This window comes from Faecalibacterium sp. Marseille-Q3530, assembly GCF_017377625.1.
Lineage (GTDB): Bacteria > Bacillota > Clostridia > Oscillospirales > Ruminococcaceae > Faecalibacterium > Faecalibacterium prausnitzii_E.
Map to the genome: position 1 here is coordinate 42629 of NZ_JAFREH010000005.1, position 20278 is coordinate 62906.

16 protein-coding genes, 1 CRISPR repeat array and 1 other annotated feature (1 of these 18 only partly in view) are annotated in these 20278 nt (G+C 56.3%); of the genes, 7 read left to right on the plus strand and 9 right to left on the minus strand.

Annotated features, from left to right (window positions below; translation table 11 throughout):
* A CRISPR array of direct repeats spans nt 1-1617; the repeat unit is 20 nt; unit sequence ATTTCTATCCACGCCCTCCG; it begins 3678 nt to the left of the window's first position.
* A 182-nt stretch (nt 1618-1799) separates the two neighbouring features.
* The 7 genes from cas2 to cas3 are packed head-to-tail and all read right to left on the minus strand — an operon-like array spanning nt 1800 to nt 9748.
* A complete protein-coding gene (cas2, locus tag J3350_RS06070) occupies nt 1800-2090 on the minus strand; it encodes a CRISPR-associated endonuclease Cas2 (RefSeq protein ID WP_207686040.1) in 291 nt (96 codons plus the stop codon).
* 9 nt (nt 2091-2099) lie between these two features.
* A complete protein-coding gene (gene cas1c / locus J3350_RS06075) occupies nt 2100-3131 on the minus strand; it encodes a type I-C CRISPR-associated endonuclease Cas1c (RefSeq protein ID WP_207686041.1) in 1032 nt (343 codons plus the stop codon).
* The gene (gene cas4 / locus J3350_RS06080) at nt 3128-3802 is read right to left on the minus strand and encodes a CRISPR-associated protein Cas4 (protein WP_370569273.1); all 675 of its coding nucleotides are present in this window, start codon (nt 3800-3802) and stop codon (nt 3128-3130) included. The genes cas1c and cas4 overlap by 4 nt, the downstream gene beginning before the upstream one ends.
* Entirely contained in the window at nt 3789-4637 is an 849-nt protein-coding gene (gene cas7c / locus J3350_RS06085) for a type I-C CRISPR-associated protein Cas7/Csd2 (protein ID WP_207686042.1), read from the minus strand. Before cas7c ends, cas4 begins: the two co-directional genes overlap by 14 nt.
* Before the next feature lie 21 nt (nt 4638-4658).
* On the minus strand, nt 4659-6620 hold the full coding sequence (gene cas8c, locus J3350_RS06090) for a type I-C CRISPR-associated protein Cas8c/Csd1 (RefSeq protein WP_207686043.1): 1962 nt from the start codon (nt 6618-6620) through the stop codon (nt 4659-4661).
* Nucleotides 6617-7339 carry a type I-C CRISPR-associated protein Cas5c gene (gene cas5c / locus J3350_RS06095; RefSeq protein ID WP_207686044.1) on the minus strand — a complete coding sequence of 241 codons (723 nt, stop codon included), beginning with the start codon at nt 7337-7339 and terminating at the stop codon, nt 6617-6619. The genes cas8c and cas5c overlap by 4 nt, the downstream gene beginning before the upstream one ends.
* An 18-nt stretch (nt 7340-7357) precedes the next feature.
* Complete coding sequence (gene cas3, locus J3350_RS06100) at nt 7358-9748, minus strand: CRISPR-associated helicase Cas3' (protein WP_207686045.1); 2391 nt, start codon at nt 9746-9748, stop codon at nt 7358-7360.
* A 300-nt stretch (nt 9749-10048) separates the two neighbouring features.
* On the opposite strand from cas3, the gene J3350_RS06105 reads away from it, so the two are divergent.
* From J3350_RS06105 to J3350_RS06125, 5 genes are all read left to right on the plus strand, one after another.
* Entirely contained in the window at nt 10049-11533 is a 1485-nt protein-coding gene (locus J3350_RS06105; RefSeq protein WP_207686046.1) for a C69 family dipeptidase, read from the plus strand.
* Nucleotides 11534-11839: 306 nt separating this feature from the next.
* Entirely contained in the window at nt 11840-12625 is a 786-nt protein-coding gene (locus J3350_RS06110) for an LCP family protein (RefSeq protein ID WP_207686047.1), read from the plus strand.
* A 75-nt stretch (nt 12626-12700) separates the two neighbouring features.
* Nucleotides 12701-13492 carry a YveK family protein gene (locus tag J3350_RS06115; RefSeq protein WP_207686048.1) on the plus strand — a complete coding sequence of 264 codons (792 nt, stop codon included), beginning with the start codon at nt 12701-12703 and terminating at the stop codon, nt 13490-13492.
* Nucleotides 13489-14220: a CpsD/CapB family tyrosine-protein kinase gene (locus J3350_RS06120; protein ID WP_207686049.1), complete on the plus strand. Its 732-nt coding sequence runs from the start codon at nt 13489-13491 to the stop codon at nt 14218-14220. The genes J3350_RS06115 and J3350_RS06120 overlap by 4 nt, the downstream gene beginning before the upstream one ends.
* A gap of 4 nt (nt 14221-14224) precedes the next feature.
* Nucleotides 14225-14971: a CpsB/CapC family capsule biosynthesis tyrosine phosphatase gene (locus tag J3350_RS06125; RefSeq protein WP_097793559.1), complete on the plus strand. Its 747-nt coding sequence runs from the start codon at nt 14225-14227 to the stop codon at nt 14969-14971.
* A 266-nt stretch (nt 14972-15237) separates the two neighbouring features.
* Here J3350_RS06125 and asnB read toward each other — a convergent pair whose 3' ends face one another.
* Together asnB and J3350_RS06135 are read right to left on the minus strand one after the other, a co-directional pair.
* Entirely contained in the window at nt 15238-16824 is a 1587-nt protein-coding gene (asnB, locus tag J3350_RS06130; protein WP_207653471.1) for an asparagine synthase B, read from the minus strand.
* A 104-nt stretch (nt 16825-16928) separates the two neighbouring features.
* Nucleotides 16929-17192 (minus strand) — a binding site (T-box leader).
* A gap of 13 nt (nt 17193-17205) precedes the next feature.
* The gene (locus J3350_RS06135; protein ID WP_097793557.1) at nt 17206-17682 is read right to left on the minus strand and encodes a Fur family transcriptional regulator; all 477 of its coding nucleotides are present in this window, start codon (nt 17680-17682) and stop codon (nt 17206-17208) included.
* Nucleotides 17683-17992: 310 nt separating this feature from the next.
* Between J3350_RS06135 and J3350_RS06140 the strand changes: the two genes are divergently transcribed.
* Both J3350_RS06140 and fucO read left to right on the plus strand, forming a co-directional pair.
* Complete coding sequence (locus tag J3350_RS06140) at nt 17993-18652, plus strand: GntR family transcriptional regulator (protein ID WP_118553820.1); 660 nt, start codon at nt 17993-17995, stop codon at nt 18650-18652.
* Nucleotides 18653-19125: 473 nt separating this feature from the next.
* Nucleotides 19126-20274, plus strand: a complete 1149-nt coding sequence (gene fucO, locus J3350_RS06145) for a lactaldehyde reductase (protein WP_097793555.1) — start codon at nt 19126-19128, stop codon at nt 20272-20274.
* The last annotated feature ends 4 nt before the right edge of the window (nt 20275-20278 follow it).

The window sequence follows — 20278 nt, forward strand, 5'->3', positions numbered from 1 at the left end:
GCCCTGACCCCGGAGGACCCGGAGTATCAGGACATATTTCTACCCACGCCCTCCGCGAGGAGGGCGACTTGGAAATTGCAAATGTAGTTTTTGTTTCTATCATATTTCTACCCACGCCCTCCGCGAGGAGGGCGACGTACAGCAGGCTATTGATAATTCCGTTATTGCGTGATTTCTATCCACGCCCTCCGTGAGGAGGGCGACATTATCACAACGACTCCGAGTTGTCAATTTTAGATTTCTATCCACGCCCTCCGTGAGGAGGGCGACCAAAGCTCCGGAAATCCCAAACCGGCAAAAAGATATTTCTATCCACGCCCTCCGTGAGGAGGGCGACCCCCCCAACGAGCCGAAAAGCTAGGCCACACCAACAATTTCTATCCACGCCCTCCGTGAGGAGGGCGACGTGATGGCTGCTGCAGCCCGCTGTTGTGCGTTGGTATTTCTATCCACGCCCTCCGTGAGGAGGGCGACTCGAAGAATATTTGGGACTTTTGGAGAACAAATATTTCTATCCACGCCCTCCGTGAGGAGGGCGACCTTTCGGAGTGCCTCTTGTCGGGCTACGTCATCCATTTCTATCCACGCCCTCCGTGAGGAGGGCGACCCCGCCACATCGGCATCGCCTTGCAGCTCCAAGAAATTTCTATCCACGCCCTCCGTGAGGAGGGCGACCGCTTGCTCTTGGGCCTGCATCGTTGATGCAGCCAATTTCTATCCACGCCCTCCGTGAGGAGGGCGACAGCGACCCCGCCCCACTGCCCCGCCGGGCAAATCATTTCTATCCACGCCCTCCGTGAGGAGGGCGACCTCCGGCCGCACCCCTGCTGACCGCGCAGCGGAATTTCTATCCACGCCCTCCGTGAGGAGGGCGACGCCTGCTGCCAGATGGGTTCAAGGTGGCTTTTCACATTTCTATCCACGCCCTCCGTGAGGAGGGCGACCTCGGGGGACAGCTTGCTCTTGTCGATTTCCATGTCATTTCTATCCACGCCCTCCGCAAGGAGGGCGACATAACATGTTCACCGCCAAGCTGGAAAGCCGTGTATTTCTATCCACGCCCTCCGCAAGGAGGGCGACCCAAAATTGTTGTTCAGGACAATATCCGAAATCACATTTCTATCCACGCCCTCCGCAAGGAGGGCGACGTGGGGCTTCTACGCTCTGCTGTACACCGGTCTCATTTCTATCCACGCCCTCCGCAAGGAGGGCGACGATGATATAGCCGTGTTCTGTGAACGACTTCGTATTTCTATCCACGCCCTCCGCAAGGAGGGCGACGACGTGTACGGCAAGCTGACGAATCAGTGCATTATTTCTATCCACGCCCTCCGCAAGGAGGGCGACTGCCAATGGTAAGTTATCTGACGTATGAGCGATATATTTCTATCCACGCCCTCCGCAAGGAGGGCGACAAGGCCCGCTCTTATGCCGTCATGACCTACGGCATTTCTATCCACGCCCTCCGCAAGGAGGGCGACCGGCCGCGCAGGGCGATTTTAAGCGGGCACTGAACATTTCTATCCACGCCCTCCGCAAGGAGGGCGACCGACGGTTTCGTCGGTGCTGCGGTGCGCTTGGAGTATTTCTATCCACGCCCTCCGCAAGGAGGGCGACAGCAAAAACGGAGAAAAACATCTCCGCTTTTGTTTCATTATAAAACGATCTGCACAGATTTGGAAGAGCTTGTCCAAAAACATCCGAAAAAACAGCTGCGATCTGCACAGAACGGCTTGAAAACATGGTGCGAAGGAGACGGAAAAGGGGTGAGTGCTTTCCATTCGCACCGAGGGAGAGGGCTAGAAAATCAGCACGTCTCCGGATTCAAACAGGGGATGCACCCCGATGTGCTCGACCTTGGTCTTATAGTTGTTGCCCAGTTGATAAAACCGCAGACTGTCCAGATCGGGGTCGATGAGGGCGGAAAGCTCGGACTTCAGAACAGCAAACTGCGCGGCGTCCAGCAGGCACTCGAAGACAGAATTCTGCACCCGCTGCCCGTGGTCCACGCACTTTTTGGCGACTTTGCGCAGGCGTTTGCGCCCAGCAGCGGTCTCGGTGTTGACATCATAGGTGATCAGGACCAGCATAGACGAACCTCACTTCCAGAAGAATGGCGGATACAGTTCCAGATCACCGCGCAGAGTCCGCGCCAGAAGGAGCGCCTGCACGTAAGGCACCAGTCCCCAGGGCAGTTTCTCTTTCAGGAAGGGATGGGTGATCTGCTCCTGCTTTTTGGTCTGCCAGGCTTTGAGAAACGCGCGGCGGCCATCGTCGGTCAGGAGGACAGCACCATTCTCCTGTTTCTGGAAGTGCTTCGCTGTCAGCAGTTTCTGGTTGATGCAGGACAGCACGAACCGGTCTGCGGAAACGGCGCGAAGCTCTTCCATAAGGTCCAGCGCCAGACTGCGGCGTCCGGGACGGGCGCGGTGCAGGAAGCCGACATACGGGTCCAGCCCGACGCTGCTCAGTGCGGAAGCGCAGTCGCGGGCCAGCAGAGAATAGGCAAAGGAGAGCAGCGCGTTCACATTGTCCAGCGGTGGCCGACGGTTTCGGGACACGAACGGAAACGCTTCATGCTGCTGTAAAATGAGGGAGTCGAAGCAGTCAAAGTAGCGCTGCGCTGCTTCCCCTTCCAGACCGCGCAGCTGGTCGAGATCGTCGCACTGCTCAATGAGCGGGAGCGCCGCCGCAAGCTGGGCACTCGTGCGTTTGAGTTCCTCTATGGGTACGCGCTGCGGGTGGTCGCGGGTGGCGCGTTCCAGTACCCAGCGGGCGTTGTAAACTTTGCCAAGGATGAAGTACCGCGCATAGCGGCAGCTCAGCGCTTCGCTGTCGGAGATGCGGTACTGGGTCTGCCGCAGCAGGACATTGCCGCGCTCTTCGCCGACGGTGCGGGCCAAAAACTGGCCGTAGGGGCTGAAAAAGCAGAGGTCGATGCCCTTGGCCGCGCATTTGCCCATGAGTGCCGGGCTGGCACCGGAGCGGCTGAAGCAGACGATCCCTTCCAGCGTGTGGAGCGGGACCCGCCCGATCTCGGTCTTCTGGCGGCTGACCACGACATTTTCGTCGTCGAGCGAAAGATAGGCGTCTTCCGAAGTGACGTAAAGCTGGGTCAAAAGCTGTCTCATGGCGTGTCCTCCGCTTGCACTTCGTCCAGATAGGCTTTCAGGTAGGCCCTGGGGTCGGCGCGTTTGTACAGTGCGGGCAGGCAAAGCTCTTTGAGGGAGCAGGCGTTGCAGAAGGTTCCCGGCTTGACTTTTGGAGTGTAGCCGCGGGCGAAATACTGGTTCATCTCGTCGGCCATGGCCTGCGTTTTTTGGCGCAGCGCGTCCGTCAGCGGGACGAGTTCCCGCCGCCGCGTCTCCTCGTAGAAGAGCGCGGCCTGCGGGATATCACAGGCCAGCATCTCTTCCAGAGCCATGGCCTGCGCACAGAGCTGCAGCCGGTCGGCGTCGTTCTCCTTGGCGCGGCCATGTTTGTACTCCACCGGCATGGGCCGCCAGCGGCCTTCGGTGTGCTGCAGCGGGATGCCCTCCGGGTCTGCCCGGAATTCCACAACGTCGCAGTCTCCGCTGAGCCGCAGCCGGTGGCTGACGACCTTCATCCCCCGCGTGATGAGCAGATCGCCCCGCCGTTCGGTCTGCGCGGTGTCATGGCAGCGGGTATGTTCCAGCCTCCCCTCTGCAGTGCGAAGGTTCTCAGACCATTGCTGTTCGAGGTAGGCCAACGCCCATTGTCTTCTACAAAAGGCAAAGTGTTGAATACCGGACATTTGCAGATATTCGTCAGTGTTCATCATACACTTCCGGCGTCAGACCGTCCAATTTGTCGCAGGTGATCTCGTAATCCTCTGCGCTGTGAGGTGTCTCGCAGGTTGACTTCACATGCAGGCAGCGGTGGACCTTGGCGGAGGAATACTGTCCGCTCTTGCAGTTGTGCTCCCACCAGTACAGGCGGATCACCTCCATGCTGCCGTCCGGCCGGGCAGAAGACGTGTCGTTCTCAAATAATGTGAGGAGAGCCTGCTTGATCAGGTCGGCATCTTCCTGCGTGAAGCCGGTCTTTTCGGCAAGCTGGCAGTTGATGCTGCCAAAGGTAGTATAGACGCCGAAGTCCACACGGTGCTTCATGCCCATGGTATCGCTGGATTTTTTTGCACCGGATACGCCGTTGACGCTTTTGGTGATCTGCAGGCTGCTGATCTCGACGGGGTCAACGCTGAACGCCGGGTGGATGGATACGGGCCCACGCACACCGATCGAGACACCGTCGGCCTCGCCGCCATTCTTGAAGGCGAACACCTGGCCGAAGCTGCGCACATCCAGCCAGGTCTGGCAGGCGACTTTTGCGTAAACATCGGCGTCTTTTTCTTTTTTCAGTGCAGGAATAGAGTCAGCACGGTCTTTCAGGCTTTTGCAGCCGTCGATGCAGCGGTCATTGGACTGCACAAAAACCGGAGCGCCGAGGTCCATCATGCGGTTGCGGATCTTTCGTTTCAGGCAGACATCCGAGATCTCGCCGTAGCCTTCGTAGGTCTCACGGGGGCGGTTGCCATTGAGCGGGTCCCCATTGGGGTTTGCGTGGCGGACGGAAAGAACAAGGGCAAAGTCGATCTTATGGTTCAAAGTACTCATAATAGTAGATCCTCCTGTTATTTATTCTTCACTCGGATTGGAATTCTTTTTCGATTCTTCGTTTTCACGGCGGAAGGCCATCAGCTGGCTGGAATAGCCAAGGAGATAAAGTTCGCTCAAGGGTTTGTTGGTGAAGTTTTCTTCACCGAGCTGATCGATCAGATCCAGCATGAGCTGATAACGGCGTCGGCTGCCGTTTTTGGACTGGATGCGGCTCAGATAGGGCGTGAGCTTGTTTTGCAGCAGAACGGTCGTTTTGGCGGGTCGCTGTACGAACATGACCTGTGCCCGTTCGGCATTCGTTGTACGTTTTTCATCGGTGGTCAGGTTTTGTGCATAGCGTTCGACCTGCTCTGCGCAGGCGAGGATGCGGCCGAACAGATAGCTGCGGTCGCGGCAGGTTTCATCCAATGCCATAGAATAAGATTCTCCTTTCGATCGGTTGTAATAACCGCAGATCAGCGCACAGGCGATGCTGCGGGTCTTACGGGCTTCCCAGGGCTCCAGCGTGACGCCTGCCGTAGCACGGCGTACAGCGCTTCGCACAAGGTCATAAGGCAGCGGCCTTCGTTCTACCAGACAGGGAACAAGGCGCTCCAAAGTCTGTTGCTTGAGTTTCTGATCGACCTTTTCTCCGTAAGCAGCTTTCGCGATGTCCTCCGGAGCGGGTGCTCCGACAAACGAAAAATGTTCCAGCTTGGGTTTCGTTCCGGGCTGTGCCGGTGCGGGGCGGGAACGGTATTCCAAAAGCCACACAAAGGTCTTGTGCCAGTCAACGATGTTTTCCAGCAGCCGGGAGCCGCTGAGTTCCTGATAATACCGGACTGAAAGGCGGCCTTTGGCACCAGAAGGAGAGTCCAGGATCAGAACGGAAAGCTGGGAGGTGTCGGTCAGCTTCAAGCGGTATCCATGGATCGCCCGATTGAACTGCCGCGCAATGGTCTCGGCGGTGGAAGCTTCCTGTGAGGGCATCAAAGCAAATTCTGGAATCTCCATGTCATCGAGATCATCAGCAGGGGCATTCTGCGCAAGATCATAGGTATCATCGCAAAGCGAGGGAACCGGTTCATCCTGTGTGCCCCAGACCAGGATGGATTCATCACCAAGATTTGTGCCCTGACGGCTGATGAGCCAGCGCAGTGCACTGTGGGCTTCTTGCGTGGTGCGATAGCCGATAGAAAGCGCCTGTCGTGGGTTAAAGAAACGCCCGCGAAAGGTGAAATTCGTTTCGTCGTTGCTGGAAATCAATTTTGCACCATCTCCGGCATTGCGGATCTTTTGTGGGCTGAGCATGGAAATCGCGGTTTTCTCACCAAGAACAGTGCAGTAGTCCTGATCGGTCAACTGTGATTCATAAAAATGCAGGAAACTGTCCCAGAGTTCGGGTGTGCAGGACAAATCAATGTTGTTGACACGAAAACGGATGAACGATTCAGTCTGGTCTCCAGAAGGAATGGCGCGAACGATTTGGGGCGAAGCATCTTTTTCACCTGTATATTTTGCGGGAAGTCTGCCAGTTTCATCTGTGAACAGGATGCCTTTTGCAAGAAGATCGGGAATCAGGCAGCCTTTTTCGAGGTAGTGGAGTACAGCGCAGACCAATGGGTGGGAAAATGGGGAAGAACACCAGCTGAGAAGCTGTTCGTGATATTTCTCCCAGCCGGGCTCCTTTCGCCCACCGTAATCGGAATAATTGGAAGCGATGTATTGAAGTTTGTCGGCAAGTGGGTGAGGTACAATGCCGGAAGTTCGTGCGGATGAGCGTTCAGTGCAGGGGATAATCGTGGTTTGTTCATCCTTACGCAGGACAAAAGCGTTCAGAAAATTGCCGTCGAGGTCGAGCTCTACCTGAATCTGTGCCTGCTGGGTGGTGTGACCGACGGGCAGGAGGGTGGCACGATTGGGTTCCTGCCTGCCGATGAGGTCAGGTTCTGCCCGGCGGATGTGCTCATAGGTCTGATAACAGCGTTCCAGCCAGCTCATTCGGAGAACACCTCCTGATAAAGATCATCGCAGCCTTGGAGCGTTTCATTCAGGATGAAATGCTTGGCCGACTGCTTCCGGATATCGCGGACGACGGGGCACTCTTCCGGGCGGCAGAAGTGGATGATGCCGTTTTCCATCACCGGATACCAGAAACGCTCCTGCATGGTGCCAGTGGTGGTCTCGTCTGCGTAGGTCAGACCATGCAGCATCAGGCCAAGCGGAACAGAGGGAGTGTTGTCGTAAGCACCGGGGCCCTCGCCAAAGGTGCAGGGTTCTACGTAACCCTGACATTCCCGTGTACCGAGGAAGATGTCCCGCCGCCCGCCGCGTTCCAGCATTCGCTTGGCGATGGCGTAGTGCTTGTTTTCGTTCCGGTCCTGCGCAAGGTCCGGGCGGTGCTCGTTCCACTCAAAGTGGGCGCGCACCTGATATGCAACATCAGACAGATACGTATAGATGGAAAGGTCGTTTTTGCCATTGCTGTAGTTGATGGGACGGATGCCCTTGGATTGCGTTTCGATCCGATTCAGGATGCGGACATCGGTAGAGACCCAAATAAATGTGGGCTTCCAATATACGCTTTCCAGAATGCCTTTGAGCGCTTGGTACGTCGGGACGGGGTAACTGCACTTCTCGCCGCCCACACGGGTGATGGGGTCGCTGAAAAGTGCATAGCGTCCGGATACAAGCAGAGTGATGGTGTTGGGATATTGCAAAGAAATTCCTCCTTTTTATCAGAAGATCAGAACCTCCGGTGCAGAGGGCTCGGTCTGGATGCCCTTGATGGAGTCATAACAATTGGACTGCAAAAGATAGACGGCTCCTTTTGCTCCGGGTAGGATCGCATGGGCTTGGTCAAGGCGTCGGAACTCGCTGCTATTGAGCTCTACGGTATAATGCTGTGCCTCACGGAACAGTTCTGGACTCGGATGTTCGGTGGACAAAAATAATGAAACGAGTTTCTGCCCCTGTTCCTGGTACGGCACAATGACGGAGATCGTGTCACTTTCCAGTGCATGAAATTGCGATTCGGCTGTATCAAATGCTTGAAAAAGCATGACAGGGGAAAGCGGCGGTGCCGAACGGTGGGTTTCCCGATATGCTTTGACACCGGATTTGTTGTCGCTCAGAAGGTCGAGGAGCGTCTGTCCGTCCTGCCCGGTCGGGGCAAGCATCTGGTTCTTCTGACGACCTTCTGAATAATAGGCATCGTAGTAGGCCTGAATGGAGGCCGGAGAGAGCAGGTCTGTATGAGCAGGCAGGCTGGAAAGCAGACGTTCTGTGGAACGACGCCCCTCATCCAGATCCGGCAGGGAGTCCAGATGTTCTTCGTTCTGTGCGCAGGGGAGCAGATAGACCGGGCGGCAGGACGTTTTACCGTGACGATTGCAGCGTCCGGCGGCCTGTGCGACGCTGGGCAGGCCGGCCATGCCGCGAATGACGCAGTCAAAGCTCAGATCTACACCTGCTTCAATGAGCTGAGTGCTGACACAGATCAGCTTTTGTGCCGGGTGTGGTGGATCCAGATGGGCTTTGATGGCGTCGATCACATCCATGCGGTGCTGCGGGCAAAGATGTGTAGTAAGGCAGAAAAGCTGAACATCCGAACCCAGAAGCGGTTTTAGATGATCGAATACGGCTTCGACCATCCGGCGGGTGTTGAGGATCACGAGCAGAGAATCATTGGTTTGGAGCTTGTCCAAGGCAAAATCGGCCAGTGATTCAGCAGAAAAACCGGAATGGTCGAGAATGGGGACGATTTCGGTTCGCTTGAACTGCTCAAAGCGTTTTGCATAATCTGGAACGATGTCCTTGGGAGTAGAAAACAAAAGTGGATAAGCAAGTTGCTCCAGAGGAGGCTGCGTGGCGGTGCAGAGGACGATCGTGCAGCCCATCGCCTGCGAAAGCAGGTTGAGTGCAATATTGAATAAGTAGGTGTGCTGCAAGGGAAGCGACTGGATCTCATCAAAAAGCAAGACAGCGTTGGCCAGTGAGGGCATTCTGCGGGCATTGCGGCGAGGCGCAGCGAACAGGGTGTTGAGAAATTGAACCATGGTCGTTGCAACGAGGGGCACACCCTGCCAATTCTGCGTTTGTGCCAGAATGGATTCCTGCAGAGTCTCGTCCTGGATGGCGTCCGCGTGATGTTCCAGAACAAGAGCGGAATTGCCGAGCGCCTTCCGGAAATGCCTGGTGTTCTGCCCGATGATCGAGCGATAGGGTGCAAAATAGAAGATCCGGCTGGCATGGGTGTGCTCTGCTGCGTGAATACAGAAACGGAGGCCGGAGTAAGTCTTGCCGCCTCCGGTGGGAACATAGAGCCGGTAAATGCCGGGAGCAGCGTTCTGTCCGGCAGAACGACACTGGTCGGAGATTTCCTGCCGCAGAAAGTCAATCGTGCGGGTTTGCTTCAGGTCCGCAAGAAAATGCTCCACGGTGTTCGCCAGTGCGGGCCAGTCGGTTGCCTCAGCGGATGGCAAGGGCGTGTTTTCCTCAAAATGGGCGGTGTCGGTCCAATCGGCATCGACCAATGCACCAAATAGATAGCGCTGAACAAGACCGAGCATCATCCGAAACGAAACGCTGTTGGAGTTGTTGTTGCTGAGTTGTTTCCAGAAAGAGGCCATCTCCTTGGCGGCAAGGGCCATTTCATGCTCAATCTCCTCCTGTGGGATGCACTCGGTGAAAAATGTTTCACAGCTTTGGGCATAAAATGGGTCTGCTTTCTCGGAATACATTCGTTCCAGCCAGGGTTCACTGCCGTTTTCCGGGTCAAAAATATCACAGCGCGTTCCGTGATGGCAGCCGATGGCGATGGCGGCAAACTGTGCAGCCAGACGGTAACTTTTCCGCGTTTCGTTTTTTCCAAAGGCTTCCCAGACCCACCGCATCCCGGCACTGGAATGATTGAGCTTTCCGACGATCGGGGCTCCATAAAGATAGTCTTGAACCTCGTGAGCAGCTTTTCCGAGATCGTGCAGAAGTCCGGTCAGGCGGCCAAGATGTTCCATGCCAATCTGCTGACAGGCAGCACCGCAGCGTTCACCGACGTTGCGACTGTGTGTTTCCAGAAGCTGGGTGCGTGTTCTGTCGGGTGTCTGATGGGCAATGAGAGGACGTTTCATCCGACATTCCTCCTTTGGGTGATTTTACCATAATGATAGGACGTGGTGCGAACGGTGTCAATCCAATACAAACAACAGAAAAGGATTTTAGCAAAGTGCCTAATTTTACGAAGAAAAAACCGTCTGATTGACGATGTGGGAGGGAAATCTTGTTGCCTGCATTCATAATATGTTTCATGATGTCCCATAAATCGTACTTCCACGCTCCCTTCTCAAAAAATCTTGCCTTTTCCCCAAAAAAGGCTTACAATAGCCTCGGCAAACCGAAAAGAAAAGGAAACAATTTCGGAGGACAGAACAATGGCTTGTACTACAATTTTAGTCGGCAAAAACGCATCATACGATGGCTCCACCATGGTCGCCCGCAACGACGATTCGGGTTCGGGGCATTTCACGGCCAAAAAGTTCGTGGTCGTGCAGCCGGAGGAGCACCCGGCCGTCTATCGGTCGGTGATCTCCCATGTGGAGGTGCCGCTGCCCGGCCATGCGCTGCGGATGACGGCCATGCCCAACGCAGTGGAAGGCGAGGGCATCTGGGCGGCAGCGGGCGTCAATGCGGCCCATGTGGGCATGACGGCCACCGAGACCATCACGTCCAACCCGCGCGTTTTGGGTGCAGACCCGTTGGTGGTGTATCAGCCCGCCAAAGGGGAACGGCCGGAAGTGCCCGGCGGCATTGGCGAGGAGGACATCGTCTGCCTCGTGCTGCCCTATATCCGCTCGGCCCGCGAGGGCGTGGTGCGCCTGGGCGAGCTGCTCCGGACGTACGGCACCTATGAGATGAACGGCATCGCGTTTCAGGATGTGAACGAGATCTGGTGGCTGGAGACCATCGGCGGCCACCACTGGATGGCCCGCCGTGTGCCGGACGACAGCTATGTCGTGATGCCCAACCAGCTCGGCATCGACAGCTTCGACTTTGCCGACGCCTGCGGCGCACAGGAAAACTACATGTGCTCGGATGACCTGAAGGCCTTTGTGGACAAGCACCACCTCGACCTCTCGCTGGACGGCAGCTTCAACCCACGCGATGCCTTCGGCAGCCACGACGACGCCGATCATGTGTATAACACACCGCGCGCCTGGTTCATGCTGCGGCATCTGAACCCCAACACCTGGGTCTGGGAAGGCCCCGATGCAGACTATACCCCGCATTCGGACGACCTGCCCTGGTGCATGGTCCCAGAGCGGAAGATCACACCGGAAGACGTGAAATACCTGCTGTCTTCGCACTATCAGGGCACTCCATATGACCCGTATGCCGCCTATGGCGACCCGAAGAGCAAGGGCGCCTACCGTACGATCGGCATCAACCGCAACAGCTTCATGGCGCTGACCCAGATGCGCCCGGATCTGCCGGAGGAGTTCCGCACGGTGGAGTGGATCGCCTATGCGTCCAATGCCTTCAACACGATGGTGCCGTTCTATGCCAATGTGGACACCACCCCGGCCTACCTCGCCTGCACCACCGGCGAAGTCTCCACCGAGAGCTTTTACTGGGTCAGCCGGATGATCGCCGCCATGGCCGATGCCGCTTACGGCAAGTCCATCTTCCATGTCGAGCGCTACGAGGAGGGCGTCCTCTCCGCTACACGCGCTCTGTTGAACGCCTACGACGAAAAACAGGCCCAGGAGGCCGACCCGGCCCGCCGTGCCGCCCTGCGCACGGAGGCCAACGAGGCCATCGCCAGAGAGCTGAAGGCCCGCGCCGCCGATACGCTGAACAAGGTCCTCTTTGAACTGAGCTGCAATATGAAGAATGCCTTCTCCCGCTCGGATGCCTGAGCAGACAAATGAAATAAGAAAATAAAAAGGGAGCGCCCCCGCACAGAAACTGTTTTGTGCGGGGGCGCTCCTCGTTGTGCCGGGAACAGCATTTCATATGAAACTCCAATGCAGAAAACGCAGAATGACGGATATAAATCATAAAGAAAATGATTTTTTGTATGCGTTTCATATTTTCGGGGGGGGGGTAGGAAAAAATGAAAAAACATGGAGGAAAACATTGACAAATAGCTAAAAAAGGTGATATTCTATAAATGAGGCTTTATACCTCGGATGTCATTGTGCCCTGAGGAGGGGAAAAACTTTTTGAAACGATATGACCAGGCAGGAAAAGCAAAGTGGCTGATCCTGGTCATTGCGGCAGGTATCCTTCTGCTGGGTGTGATCCTGTATGCAGGGGGACGCTGGCTGGAGACCAGGAGCGTTGAAGAAGTACGCGGGGATCTGACCCAGACGGAAGCGGTGGAAACGCAGGAATACAACGGCGTCACCTACCAGCGCCGGGAGGGGCTGACCTCCATCCTCGTGATGGGCGTGGACCATGACAGTGCTGTGGAGAGCGAGGGCGCTTACCAGGGCGGCCAGGGAGATTTCCAGCGGCTGATCGTCATCGATCCGGAACGTCAGGTCATCCGTCAGTTGAAGATCGACCGGGATACCATGACAGAATGCACTGTGCTGGGCTACCTTGGCAGCCCCATCGGCACCAAAGAAATGCAGATCAGCCTTGCGCATGGCTTCGGCGATGGCAAGGAGGAAAGCTGCGAGTATGCCCGTGAGGCAGTAGAAGGTCTTCTGCTGGGAGAATCCATTGATTTTTACGTGGCCATGAACATGGATGGCATCTCGGAGCTGAACGATCTGGCAGGCGGTGTCACTGTGACATTGGAGGATGATTTCTCCTCCATAGACCCTGCAATGACCAAGGGCACGACCCTGACGCTGCATGGAGATCAGGCAGAGACCTTTGTCCGCAGCCGGATGACGGTCGGAGATGGGACCAATGCCAGCCGCATGGAACGTCAGGAGGCGTTCCGTGGTCGCGACCAAGAAGACTGCAAAGGTCTGAGTTTGAGAAAGTACCTTTTGTAGGTTTACAGAAGGCAGTGGCATTTGCTGCCACTGCTTTCTTTCTGCTTCAGAATAAATCAAAGGGAGAACAAAACTATGTCAGAATACCAAATGCCACCCCCCAATAAGGTGAATTCGCCCCAGCCCGGCAATGGAGACGAGGAGACCATTGACCTCCTGGAGCTGCTTTATGCGCTGCTGGGAAAGTGGCGGGAGATCGCAGCAGCAACCGTGGCCTGCGCCCTGATCGCAGCCATTGGGGTGCTGTTTTTTGTGACGCCCAAGTATCAGGCGTCGTCCACCATTTACGCCATCAGCCAGAAAGACTCGGACATCAACATGTCCGATCTCCGGATCGGCACGGCCCTGACCGATGACTATATCCAGGTCTTTCATATGTGGGAGGTGCAGGATAAGGTGATCTCCAACCTGGACCTGCCCTATACCTACAGCCAGCTGGATAAGATGCTCTCTGTGACCAATGCCTCCAACACCCGGATGGTGGAGATCACCGTGACGTCGGAGTCTGCGCAGGAAGCAGCAGACATCGCCAATGAGTATGTTACCGTGGTGCAGGACTACATTGCCAAAAAGATGGCAACGGACAAGATCTCTATCATGTCCACAGCACTGGTTCCTACGGAGCCGGTCAGCCCGAACAAGACCAAAAGCATCCTGCTGGGAGCATTGCTGGGCTTTGTGGTCAGTGCGGGTGTCATTGTTGTGATCACATTGCTGGACGATACCTACAAGACGACGGAGGACATCAAGAAATACACCGGCCTGGTGACGATGGCGGTGATCCCGCTGGAAAAGGGCGATGAGCCAAAACACCAGAGGGCAGACAAGCAGATCGGCCTGAAGCTGCCGGGAGGGAAAACGCTGTGAACAGACTTGAATTTCGAAAACTTCCCCAGTTGAGCTACCCGGTCAATGAGGCCTTCAACACCCTTTCCACCAATGTCTCCTTTTTGGGTCGGGATATCAAAAAGATCATGCTTACCAGTTCCCACGCATCCGAGGGCAAGAGCTTTACCAGCATTACGCTGTGCCGGAAGCTGGCAGAGCGAGGCAAGCGGGTGGTCCTGGTGGATACGGACCTGCGGCGGAGCATGATCACCACTGTTTATGGGGTGCAGTTTGCGCCGGGTTCCAAAAAGCAGGGCCTGTCTCACTATCTGGCCGGCATTGCCGAAAAGGAGGAAGTCCTGTTCCACACCAACGTTCCGGGCATGGACTTTATCCCTATGGGCCACGAACTGCTGAATCCCATCCCGCTGCTGAGCTCTGAGCGGTTTCAGAACCTGCTGGATGGACTGGCAGAGGAGTACGATTACGTGATTGTAGATGCGGCTCCGGTGGGCGTGGTCATTGATGCTGCGGAGATCGCCAAGGTCTGCGATGGTATTCTGCTGGTGGTGAGCTACAATCAGGTCCACCGGCAGGAGCTGATCGACGCCAAAAACCAGTTGGAACAAACGGGCTGCCCCATCCTCGGCACCATCCTCAATCAGGTGGAGTACGAGGGCTTTGCCAACAAGAAGTATTATTACAAATCGCATTATTCCAGTTATTACAAAGCCTACGAAAAAGAGGCAGAAGAAAAGAAGAGCTGAGCCCATGACAGAACAGTTTTTGGATCTGCATACGCATGTGGTCTATGGAGTGGACGATGGTGCCCGCACGGAAGAACAGATGCGGGCAATGCTGGACGCAGCTGCCGCCAACGGCATCACCACATTGGTGGCCACCACTCATGCAACACCGGGCCTGGAGGAGTTTCCACAGGAGCGCTACCAGCGCCACCTGGATGCAGCGCAGGCCTATTGTCAACAGCAGGGGTATGGATTGCGGCTGTACCCCGGTGCGGAGCTGCTGTACAACCCCATGCTGCGGGATGCGGCCAGAGAAAACGGCCTGCCCACGCTGGCCGGTACGGATTGGGTGCTGATGGAGTTTTTACCGCAGACTTCCGCCAAAGAGCTGGAAAACGGGCTGGAAGAAGTGGCTGTGTGCGGCTACTCCATTCTGATGGCCCATGTGGAGCGTTACCGCTGCCTGGAATCGCGGGGCCTGCTGGAAAAGCTGAAGGCCCGGTATCCTGTGGCCTGCCAGATGAACGGTTCCACGGTGCTGGAGCCGGGCAGCTTTTGGAAGCGGCGGCGGGTGGAACGCTGGCTGAGCAGCGGTGTCATTGATGTGGTAGCATCGGATGCACATAACACTACGTCCCGGCCGGTCAATCTGCGGGAAGCCTATCAAAAGCTGAAACTCACCTTCGGCGAGGAAACAGCGGACCGTTTGACCGGGCGCAGCGGCCTATGGAAGGAATTCCGGGACGCCTTAGCACAACAAAAAACGACTTGACGATCCAGCAAAGTGCTGGGGACCGCTTCCTTCTGCAAAATGCGTAGCATGTTGGGAGCGGGTGTGCAAGACGCAGAAAAAGCAAAACAGCGGCAGTTTTCCAAATTGGAAAGCGGCCGCTTTTTTGTGCAGATTTAAAGGCCTGTACAGGCTGACTAGTTTTTTGAAATCAATCTTGTTAGAATTTGCTAAAATTCTTTGAACTTATTTGTTTGCACAAAAAAACTCTAGATGCAAAATTGTTGCATCTAGAGCAAAAATAAAAATCACACCCCCGATGCGCCGTAGTTTGCAAGCACACGGGCGGAGGGGTCGTTGACGTTGCAGCCGGGCCATGCCTTGTTGGGCATCCAGAAATCGACGATGGTGCGGCTCTGGTCGTGGTAGTATTTCTCGAAGATCTCGCGGTAGAACAGGCTCTCCTTGGTGAACGGCATGCAGTGGGCCGAATAGTTTGCCCGGCGGAGCTGGAACTCCTCGTCGGTGTAAAGGCTCTCGGTATACTCCTTGATGTCGTCTACCATGCTGTGGCCCACGGCGTCGGAGAAGGCGGCCTTTTCACGCCACAGGATCTCCGGCGGCAGCCAGTCGCCCTCGAAGGCTTTGCGCAGCAGATACTTGCCCTTGCCGTAGCTGTTCAGCTTCTTTTCGGGGTCAATGGCCATCACGTAGCGGACGAAGTCCAGATCGCCGAAGGGCACACGGGCCTCGATGCTGTTGGAGGAGATGCAGCGGTCGGCGCGGAGGACATCGTACATATAAAGCTCGCGGATGCGCTTCTGGCTCTCCTGCTGGAAGGCGTCGGCGGTGGGGGCATAGTCGGTGTACTTGTAGCCGAACAGCTCATCGGAGATCTCGCCCGTCAGAAGGACGCGGACATCGGTCTGCTCGTGGATGGCCTTGCACAGCAGATACATGCCCATGCTGGCGCGGATGGTGGTGATATCCCAGGTGCCCAGCAGGCGGATGACTTCTTCCAGGCTCTGGAGGACCATCTCCCGGTTGATGATGACCTCGTGATGCTCGCTGCCCAGATAGTCGGCGGTCTGGCGGGCATACTTCAGGTCGATGGCGTCGGTGTCCATGCCGATGGCAAAGGTGCGGATGGGCTTGCCCAGCTTTTTGGCTGCGATGGAGCAGACCAGCGAGGAGTCCAGACCGCCCGAAAGCAGGAAGCCGACCGGTGCGTCGGCGTCCAGACGCTTTTCCACACCGGCAATGAGCTTTTCGCGGATGTTGGTCAAGGTGGTCTCCATGTCGTCTTCCATGGGGGCGGGCACGTCGGCGATGTCCTCATAGCGGACGAAGCGGCCGTCGCAGTAGTAGCTGCCAATGGGGAAGGGCCGGATGTCGTCGCACCAGCCGATGAGGTTCTGCATCTCGGACGCGAAGGCGATCTGGTGGCTGGACTTGGAGTAGCCGTAGAACAGCGGGCGGATGCCGATGGGGTCGCGGGCCGCGATGAGGCGGTCCTTGCGGGAATCGTAGAGGATGAGGGCGAACTCGGCGTCCAGATGGCGGAACATGTCGAGGCCGTACTCATAATAAAGCGGCAGCAGGATCTCGCAGTCGCAGTCGGACTGGAACTTGTAGCCCCGGCGCTTCAAAATCTCTTTTTCAAAGCGGAAGCCGTACAGCTCGCCGTTGCAGACCACACAGTCGGCTCCGCGGTAGAACGGCTGCATCCCTTCGGGCGTCAGGCCCATGATGGCCAGCCGGCCAAAGCCCATCAGGCCGAACGGCCCTTCCACGACCCGCTGGTCGTCCGGGCCGCGCATCACGGTGCGCAGCAGATAATCCTTGAACTTGGCGGCACTCAGATCGTGCCCGGTGTAACCCATTACACAACACATATTTCTTACCCCTCTCAAGTGACCTCTCCGTCATTGCTTGGCAATGCCGCCTCTCCGGATCGGAGCGGTCTCAAATAAAAAATACGGCAGCTTTCATCCCATTTTGCTAGGACGAATGCTGCCGTATCCGTGGTGCCACCTAAATTACCGACACGCTGGGCATGTCAGTCACTTTTGTGCGCTCTCCCCGTTGAAAGCACTGCCGCGATAACGAGCGGCGCACGTCTGCCCTTACTTGCCGCCTTGCGCGGGTTCAGGGGGAAGCTCACGGGGGTTTGTTCGGGTCCGGCTCTCTGCGCGGCTCACACCTGCCCGCGCTCTCTGAAAAAGAGCGGTTGGACCTTACTTTTCCCGGTCAACGCTTTTCTTGCCTGAATTGTATCACGGCTTTTTGTCCGTGTCAACAGCCGAATTTGAATTTTCTGCGGTTTGTTCAGCCTGCTCATTTTGCTGCGCACAGCGGCGGCAAAGTCCGTACAAAACGCTTCCCTCGCACTGGAGCGTAAAGCCGTGTTCGGCCATCAGATGGGCGCGCACCTCGTCCATGAAGTGGCAGTCCAGGTGGTAGATTCGCCCGCACTGCACACATTTGAGGTGCAGATGCTCCCGGCAGTGCCGCCCTTCGTCCACATACTGGAACACAGCTTTTTCACCCTTGTCGGCGACGTATTTCATGATGCGCTGTTCGCCCGCCAGCTTGTCGAGATAGCGGTAGACGGTGGTGGGGTTGGGGCTGGCGCCCTCGGCCTCCAGATGTTCCAGAATATTCGACGCACTGACCGCATGCTGCCGGTTGTTGATGAGATAATCCAGGATGAGCTGCCGGGTTTTGGTGTTGTATCCGCCGCGACCTGCCATGATATCCGCCTTCCTTTCTGCATCAAGTGTATCACAATTTATCCTTCGATGCAAAACAAGATGGGAGAGTTGGCGACAAGCACAAAAAACTTTGTGAATAATGCAAGAAAATACGGCAGAATATCTGTGCAAAACGGAAAAGCTCCCAATCTTTTGGAAAAACTCTTGTAAAGATTGACAAGTTGTGTGATAATATTCGTATGAGATGAGTTGGATTATTTCAGGGATACAAGCTGCCTTTTGGGCGGCTTTGTGTTGTTTGAGACGAACATCGGAATGAAATGATCTGTTCGGTTAGGAGATTGGAAAGATGAAAGAGATGGAACAGCAGGCAAAGCAGAGCTTGAAGCTCCAGGCCTACCAGTACCTGAAAACAAAGATCCTGAACTGTGAGTACCGTCCCAATGAGTTTCTCAACGAGCAGAAGCTCTGTGCGGAGATGGGAAATATCAGCCGCACCCCCATGCGGGATGCGTTGGGCCGGTTGGAGCAGGAGGGCCTCATCACCATCCTGCCCAAAAAGGGCCTGATGGTCTCCGGCATCACGGAGGACGATGTGCACAGCATGTTCGAGATGCGCCTTCTGGTGGAGCCGTATGCGCTGCGCAATTACGGCAACCTGATCCCCCGGCAGGCACTGGAAGACTATAAGGAACTGATGCACCACCCGGACCGCATCGACGACTTCTGCAAGTCGGACGATGACTTCCACGAGCTGCTGATGAGCAGCCTGCCCAACAAGTACCTGCGCTCGGCCTATGACCGCATCACCGGCCTGAACACCCGGTTCCGCATCATGACCGGCAAAGTGAGCATGATCAATCAGGACCAGACCTGCGAGGAGCATCTGCACATCCTGGATGCGGCCCTGAACGACAACTGGGACACCGCCGCCGATGCGCTGCAGCACCATCTGGAGCTGGCCCGCGATAAGGCCGAAGGCGTCATCAAGGTCATCCGGTTGTGGTAAGACCTGCCCTCTCAGGCGCTCCGCGCCAGCTCTCCCAGAGGGCGAGCCACTGGCGAGCCGGTTCTGGTCGTGCTGGATGAGCAACGTTTCTTGGAATCATAGAATAGAGTGCTCCGCTGTTTCGATTTACAGCATCCGTACAAACGCTCTTTTGTCAGAGCCATTGTATCGATGCCGTTGGTCTTGACGACGGAGCACTTTTGTTTCCAATTCAAACTGCTTTCAGCATCCAGCAGAGCCTGTCCGGCCTGCCAAGGGCTCCCCCATCGGGGGAGCTGTCAAACCCACAGGGTTTGACTGAGAGGGTGCTTTTTTGCACAAAAACAGCACATTTATCCAGAAACAGTTGAATATGTATAAAAAAATCATAAAAATCATAGAATTTGACATTGCATAGTTTTTAACAATGTGGTAAAGTAAAAGGCAGAGAGACCCGGCTGAAAACGGGTACAAAGATTTGGAGGATCGTAATTATGGCTGATCGTATCGTACTGAATACCATTTCCTACCATGGCCACGGTGCCATCGAGAACATCGTTCCCGAACTGACCGCCCGCGGCTACAAGAAGGCGTTCGTCTGCTCCGACCCCGACCTCATCAAGTTCGGCGTGACCAAGAAAGTCACCGACCTGCTGGATGCGGCAAACTTTGCCTACGCTGTGTACAGCGAGATCAAGCCCAACCCCACCATCGCCAATGTGCAGGACGGCGTGGCGGCCTTCAAGGCTGCTGAGGCAGACTGCATCGTGACCATCGGCGGCGGCTCCTCCATGGATACCGCAAAGGCGATCGGCATCATCATCAACAACCCGGAGTTCGCGGATGTCCGCTCTCTGGAAGGTGTCGCGCCCACCAAGAAGCACGCCGTCTTCACCATCGCCGTGCCCACCACCGCCGGTACGGCGGCCGAAGTCACCATCAATTACGTCATCACCGATGTCGAGAAGAAGCGCAAGTTCGTCTGCGTCGATACCAACGACATCCCGGAGATCGCCGTCGTGGACCCCGATATGATGTCCTCCATGCCCAAGGGCCTGACCGCTGCCACCGGTATGGACGCTCTGACCCACGCCATTGAAGGCTACATCACCAAGGGCCACTGCACCATCTCCGATATGTTCCATCTGGAAGCCATCAAGCTCATCAGCGAGAACCTGCGCGGTGCCGTCCAGAACACCCCGGAAGGCCGTGAGGGCATGGCGCTGGGCCAGTACATCGCCGGCATGGGCTTCTCCAACGTCGGTCTGGGCATCGTCCACTCCATGGCACACGGCCTGTCCGCTCTGTATGACACCCCGCACGGTGTGGCCTGCGCCATTCTGCTGCCGGTCGGTCTGGAATACAACAAGAGCGTGGCCGGTGAGCGCTACCGTGCTGTCGGCAAGGCCATGGGCGTCCAGGGCATCGACGAGATGAATGACGCCGAGGCAGCCGATGCCACCATCGCCGCCGTCAAGCAGCTGAGTGCAGATGTGGGCATCCCCGCCAACCTGCACGGCATCCTGAAGGAAGAGGACATCCAGTTCCTGGCAGAGTCCGCTTACGCCGACGCCTGCCGCCCCGGCAACCCGCGTGACACCAGCGTGGAAGAGATCGTGGAGCTGTACAAGAGCCAGCTGTAACCCG